Annotated in this window: 3 protein-coding genes, 2 rRNA genes and 1 pseudogene; 5 read left to right on the top strand and 1 reads right to left on the bottom strand. The window is 63.4% G+C overall.

The window, feature by feature from the left end; genetic code table 11:
- The 5 genes from B7L68_RS08900 to B7L68_RS08525 all read left to right on the top strand — a co-directional run.
- Positions 1-267: ribosomal RNA gene (locus B7L68_RS08900) — 16S ribosomal RNA — on the top strand; the annotation flags it as partial.
- Between the two features lie 29 nt (positions 268-296).
- On the top strand, positions 297-875 hold the full coding sequence (locus B7L68_RS08770) for an LAGLIDADG family homing endonuclease (RefSeq protein ID WP_162008419.1): 579 nt from the start codon (positions 297-299) through the stop codon (positions 873-875).
- Between the two features lie 221 nt (positions 876-1,096).
- Positions 1,097-4,550, top strand: a 23S ribosomal RNA gene (locus B7L68_RS08050).
- Between the two features lie 165 nt (positions 4,551-4,715).
- Positions 4,716-5,465 (top strand): hypothetical protein, encoded by a 750-nt coding sequence (locus B7L68_RS08045; RefSeq protein WP_143615335.1) that lies wholly within the window; start codon positions 4,716-4,718, stop codon positions 5,463-5,465.
- Positions 5,466-5,571: 106 nt separating this feature from the next.
- Positions 5,572-5,766: an ankyrin repeat domain-containing protein gene (locus tag B7L68_RS08525; protein WP_143615334.1), complete on the top strand. Its 195-nt coding sequence runs from the start codon at positions 5,572-5,574 to the stop codon at positions 5,764-5,766.
- A 33-nt stretch (positions 5,767-5,799) separates the two neighbouring features.
- Here B7L68_RS08525 and B7L68_RS08760 read toward each other — a convergent pair.
- A pseudogene (locus tag B7L68_RS08760) lies at positions 5,800-6,170 on the bottom strand (hypothetical protein); the annotation flags it as partial.

Genomic DNA, 6,170 nt, shown 5'->3' with positions numbered 1-6,170 from the left:
TAGGGGGACTGCCGGCGTAAGCCGGAGGAAGGAGGGGGCCACGGCAGGTCAGTATGCCCCGAAACCCCGGGGCTGCACGCGAGCTGCAATGGCGGGGACAGCGGGATCCGACCCCGAAAGGGGGAGGCAATCCCGTAAACCCCGCCCTGGTAGGGATCGAGGGCTGCAACTCGCCCTCGTGAATGTGGAATCCCTAGTAACCGCGTGTCACCAACGCGCGGTGAATACGTCCCTGCCCCTTAGGCGGGTTGCTGCGGCCTTCCTCATCCTTCTTAAGGTCGGTCCTTCTCTGCCGTGTGGATTACTCGTGGATGGTGGTGGGCGTAGGAGTCGCCCTCGAGGGCTATGTTTACATCGGCAGGAGGTCGCGCGCCGAGGTTGTGTTTGTGAATATCGACGAGGCGGTTAGGCGGTTCTACACGAGCCATCTAGAGAGCCTAGGGTTTAGATATCACGTGAGGGGCAAGAGGATTGTATCCTATATGCTGGAGTTCGCCGAGGAGCTGAGGAGGCGGATATGCACGACCTCCGGCGTCAAGAGGCTTCCGCCCGAGTCGCATATGTATGCGCGGGAGGCCGTAAGGTGGGCCTTCACGTTAGACGGCGGAGTTGTCTTGTCCAGAGACCCCAAGAGCCGGGAGGTGGTCTTCCGATCAAAAAGCGTGGAGATAATCGAGGACGTAGGCGCGTTGCTGAGGGCGGTCGGGATCTCCTATGGAATTAGAGGCAACGGCACGTTGCTCTACATAAAGCGCAGAGAGGACTTGGGGAAGTTCGCGGAGATAGGGTTCCTAGAGGGGGCCAAGGCGGTGCGCGGCAGGCATAGAGGGCGCGAGAAGAACGATCTGTTGAGGCTCCTCCTTTCCCATCCCTAGCCGCGGCGCCCGCCGGGGAAGCACACACCGCCCGTCGCACCACCCGAGGGAGTTCTCTGCGAGGCCCCTTGCTCGGGGCAACCTGGGTGGGGGGACGAGCAGAGAACTCCCGAGGGGGGTGAAGTCGTAACAAGGTAGCCGTAGGGGAACCTGCGGCTGGATCACCTCCTAACCCTCGGGGCGGGAACCCTAGAGGGCTCCGCGCGCGGCCCCGCAATCCGCCGTCCGCACGGCCAAGCCGTCCGGTGGATGGCTCGGCTCGGGCGCCGAGGAAGGGCGTGGCAAGCTGCGATAAGCCCGGGGTAGCCGCAGGCGGGCGTCGAACCCGGGATCCCCGAATGGGGCTTCCTGCCGGGGCCGAATAGGCCCCGGCGCCCCGTAGGGGGCGGGAACGCGGGGAAAGGAAACATCTTAGTACCCGCAGGAAGAGAAACCAACAGGGAACCCCTGAGTAGGGGCGACCGAAAGGGGGAGAGCCCAAACCAAATCCCTTCGGGAAGACCGAGGGGAGATGTGGTGTTGTGGGCTCGGGTACCGCCGGCGGGCGGTAGCCGAAGTGGGCTGGAAAGCCCCGCCGTAGAGGGTGATAGCCCCGTAGGCGAAACCGTCCGTGGCGGAGTCCCGGGATCCCGGAGTACCTCGCCTTGGTTTTGGCGGGGGAAGCCGGCGGCCACTGGCCGCCAAGGCTAAGCACGTCCCGAGTCCGATAGCGAACTAGTACCGTGAGGGAAAGCTGAAAAGAACCCCGGAAGGGGGGTGAAAAGAGCCTGAAACCGGACGGCTACAGTGGGGCGGGCCTCGAAGGATGCCCCCTCCCGAAGGAAACCCCGGTGACGGGGGAGTACGAGGGAGAGGGTCCAGGGTCCGCCCTTACGTCTAGAAACACGGGCCGGGGAGTTCACGGCCGTGGCGAGTCTAAGGGGTTCAACCCCGTAGGCGTAGGGAAACCGACAGCCCGTAGCCGGCGAGCGCCGGCGAGGGGCGGGGTCCGAAAGGGCCCGTAGCCACGGCCGTGAGACCAGAAACCGGGCGATCTAGCCCTGGGCAGGGCGAAGCGGGGCGAAAGCCCCGTGGAGGCCCGAAAGGGTTCTGACGTGCAATTCGTTCCCATGACCTGGGGCTAGGGGCAAAAGACCAACCAAGCCCGGTGATAGCTGGTTCCCCCCGAAGCGGGTCCCAGCCCGGCCTCCCCGGAGGCCGCCGGCGGGGTAGAGCACTGATCGGGGACGCAGGGCCCGAAAGGGTCCGGTCCCCGGTCAAACTCCGAACCTGTCGGCGCCGTAGAAGGGGGGAGGCGGGGCCAGTGGGGTAAGCCTCTGGCCCGAGACGGGAACAACCGGGACCGGGGTTAAGGCCCCAAAGTGCGGGCTAAGTGTCAACGTGCAAGGGCGTCCCTCGCCCAAGACAGCGGGACCGTGGGCCTAACAGCAGCCATCGGCCAAGCAACGCGTAACAGCGGACCCGCCGAGGCGAGGGGCCCCGTAGATGTAGAGGGACTCAAGCCCGCCGCCGAGACCCCGGGCCTCCGGCCGTTGGCCGGAGTGCGGTAGGGGGGCGCGGCCGTGGGGCAGAAGCCGGGCCGAGAGGTCCGGTGGACCCGCGGTCGACGAAGATCCCGGCGGTAGTAGCAGCTAAGAGGGGTGAGAAGCCCCTCCGCCGGAAAGGACAAGGTTTTCCCGGCAACTTCAATAGGCCGGGAGTAAGCCGGTCCTAAGGCGGGGCCTAGTAGGCACCCGCCGAAAGGGAAACGGGTTAATATTCCCGTGCCGCGGGGGTAGGTTCTGCGGCAACGCAGGCCCCGTCCCCGACGCCTCGGGATAGGGCGGGCGGGACCGCCGTCCCGTTTAACCGCTGAAGGCCGGGGAGTGCCGTAATGGCGAGAACCGGCTGAAGGCGGGAATAGCCGGGGGTTTCCCCGGTCCGCCCGACTCCTGGGGCCCGTGAAAAGGGGACGGGGAACGAGCCCCCGCGCCCGTACCGAGAACCGACGCAGGTGCTCCTGGGTGAGAAGCCCAAGGCGGCTCGGGTCTACCCCAGGCTAGGGAACTCGGCAAATTGGCCCCGTAACTTCGGGATAAGGGGTGCCTGCGGTCTTGGGGTACACCCTCGGGACCGCAGGTCGCAGTGACAAGGGGGACCTGACTGTTTAACAAAAACATAGGTCCCCGCTAGCCCGTAAGGGTGTGTACGGGGGCTGAATCCTGGCCACTGGCGGTACGTGAACCCCGGGTACAACCGGGCGAAGCGCCGCTGAAGGCCGGGGGTAACTCTGACCCTCTTAAGGTAGCCAAATGCCTTGCCGGGTAAGGGCGGTTGCGTGGAGGAAGGCTTAAAGCCAACCCCCAGTTGCGTCGACGTGGACATCGACCAGATTTCTGCCTATTTACTTGGGTGGATAGTTGGCGACGGAGGGCTCTACAAGCTCAGCTATAGCGGAGGCCGGACGGAATACCGCGTGGTCGTAACGCAGAAAGACTTGTCTACAGCGACGCGGTGTCTAGCGCCGTTGTTTGAGAGCCTCTGTAGCCTGCTCAAGCTGATAGGTAGCTGGCTGAGAGAATTCGGCATAGAGAAGTTCAGCATATATCTCGACGACAAGCGGCATGGAGTCTACGTCTTAGAGATCCCCAGCAGATACCGGCATCTGTTCTTCAACATATGGGGGTTGGAAACGCCCTGTGATCTTTACTAGACCTCCACGCGTCGCCCCCCGAGAGTTCCGGCGTGCATGAATGGATCAACGAGGTCCCCACTGTCCCGGCCTGGGGCCCGGCGAACCCACCTCTAGGTGCACAGTCCTGGGACCCCCGACGGGGCGAGAAGTCCCTGTGGAGCTTCACTGCAGCCTGTCGTTGCGGAGGGGCGGGGGATGCAGAGCGTAGGCAGGAGCAATGAAACGGGGCCTCCGGGTCCCGTGGATGCGGTCCTGGAACACTGCCCATTCTCCGCCCCTCCGCTAACCTGGGGGCGACCCCGGGGACAGCGGCAGGCGGGCAGTTCGGCTGGGGCGGCACACCCCTGAAAAGATATCGGGGGTGCCCTAAGCTCGGCTCAGGCGGGTCAGGACTCCGCCGTAGAGTGTAAGGGCAAAAGCCGGGCTGACTGCGCCCTTGAACGCAAGGGGCGCAGGCGGGAAACCGGGGCCTAGAGAACGCTCGTGCCCCCACCAGTGGGGGCCGGGCATGACAGAAAAGTTACCCCAGGAATAACCGGCTCGTCGCGGGTGAGAGTCCCCATCGACCCCGCGGTTTGGTACCCAGACGTCGTCTCTTCCCATCCTGGCGGTGCAGCAGCCGCCAAGGGTGGGGCTGCCCGCCCATTAAAGGGGAACGTGAGATGGGTTCAGACCGTCGCGAGACAGGTCGGTCTCTACCTGTCGGGGGCGTTGGCCGCCTGAGGGGAAGGTGCCCTCAGTACGAGAGGAACGGGGCGCCGCGGCCTCTAGTCTACCGGTTGTCCGGCAGGGCACTGCCGGGCAGCCACGCCGTAGGGGATAACCGCTGAAAGCATCTAAGCGGGAAGCCCTCCCCGAGACGAGGCGGCCGTTGCCCTGGGGGCAACCCCGGGGCACGAGGGCTCCCGTAGAAGACGGGTTTGATGGGGGGGCGGTGTAACCCCCGAGGGTTCTCCCGAGGGGGGAGCCGGCCCCTCCCAATCGCCCGAGCGTGCGGACGGCGGGCGAAAGGGCTTGGCGGCGTGGGGTTTTTGCAATCTCCGGTTTTCTGTTATGGCCGCAGTTATAGTTAAACCTGGTGCGCCGTAAGGCCGCCGCGTGTATGGCCCCTTATCATTCATATGGGTCTTCTCCGCCATTTTCCCCGTATGGAAAATTTTTGGGCAATGGTGGAGAAGGTGTGCATGGATAAACCCTGGCAGTATGGGGTAGGGGGTCTCCAGCAGCCAGGCGGCCAAACGATCTATGGTGGAGTTGCCGTCGGACCTCCGTCTTTGGCGAGGTCGGTGAATGCGAGGTTGATGATTAGGGCCCTCCTCTTGGTTCTTGTTGTGGCGATTGCGGTTTTTGTTGGCTTATATTTCATTGGCCATGGGCGGCCTCATGACCTAGGAGGTGCTGCTGGCGGCTCCACTGCCGCCGTTAACTCCACTGTGTTGGGCTATGTTGAGAGGGTTTTGGCTGAGGCGAGGGAGCTTTACGTGCGTGCCGTGGCTGCGAATGAAAGCGACCTGGTGGGCGTGGATCCTCTAGGGCTTATATTAAATGGCACGTTCATAAACAGCACCGCGTTGGCCGTAGGCCATACGCAGTACAGGTGCGTTATCCTGGAGGTGTACTATAACGGCTTTGCCTTCTTCCCCGGGGAGGTTCAGGGGAGCGGTATAAGGGCCTTGCTCCTCCCGAGGCCGAGGAATGTGACGTACACCGGCGGATGGGTGGGCCGCTATCTGATAACGTACGACGGCAAGACTTACGATGTGACGTTGTTCGACATACCTTTCATGGAATCCTCGTCATACGTCTCCGCATCGACCCAAGAGGTGGGTGGCCTGTACATCATCCAGATCTGGGTTAGAAAACCGCTCAATTCTTTGCCCAACGGCGAATTATGGCTGATACTCGCAAAGCCCTAACACGCCCACGCCGCTAAAAATATACAGGAAAATGGCTCTCGTTTGATAGGCAGGAGCGGAAAGGATCTCCCAGACGGTTGGGCTGTTGTCGCCGTTGGATGTACCCGTGGCGTCTCTCAGTGAGTCGAATCCTACGGCCGCCGCGGGATGCCGCTACGCCTTGGCGCAGCTCCTAGTTCAACACGGCGCGGATCCAAACGCCAAGAACAACGAGGGCAAGATGCCGGCGGATCTTGTGAACTGCCCCGAGATGACGCGCGCCTTCAAAAACCTGCTGGAGAAGGGCGACCTCTGGCGGTAGCTGAGCCGCGGCGGCTCGCTGGGCTGCGGATGTTTAGGAGGCGGGGGCTCCCTTCTTGGTTTCTTGTAGCCACTTCTCGGCTTCTTGGTGTATTTCGGCGTATTTCATGAGGGCTTCTAGGTGGCGCCGCGTGAGCTTCAGCATGATGGCGCCGTCCCGCCTCTCCACGATCGTGGGCTCGTGGCCCGTGACGGCTCTTATCAAGGTTTTCGCCCTGTGGGCGTCTGCGGCGCGTCCGCCGGGCGCGTCGGCGTGGGCGTAGGCGTAGCCTCTTACCTCGCCTCTGGCGCCGCGGGTGAAGGTGATCGTCTTCTGGAGCGGCGTGCCGCCTACCTCGGCTCTTATCCAGATGCGTAGCTGTTCTTTTTCTATCCACGCCCTGGCTTCGTGGATCGTTGCGTCGC

It is taken from the genome of Thermoproteus sp. CP80 (genome assembly GCF_002077075.2).
GTDB lineage: Archaea > Thermoproteota > Thermoprotei > Thermoproteales > Thermoproteaceae > Thermoproteus.
Note: the sequence above shows the minus strand (reverse complement) of the source record. Positions and strands in the feature narration are given on the sequence as shown.

Coding starts and splice junctions, on each gene's coding strand:
- B7L68_RS08045 (WP_143615335.1), top strand. CDS start 4,716: ATGGTGGAGAAGGTGTGCATGGATAAACCCTGGCAGTATGGGGTAGGG.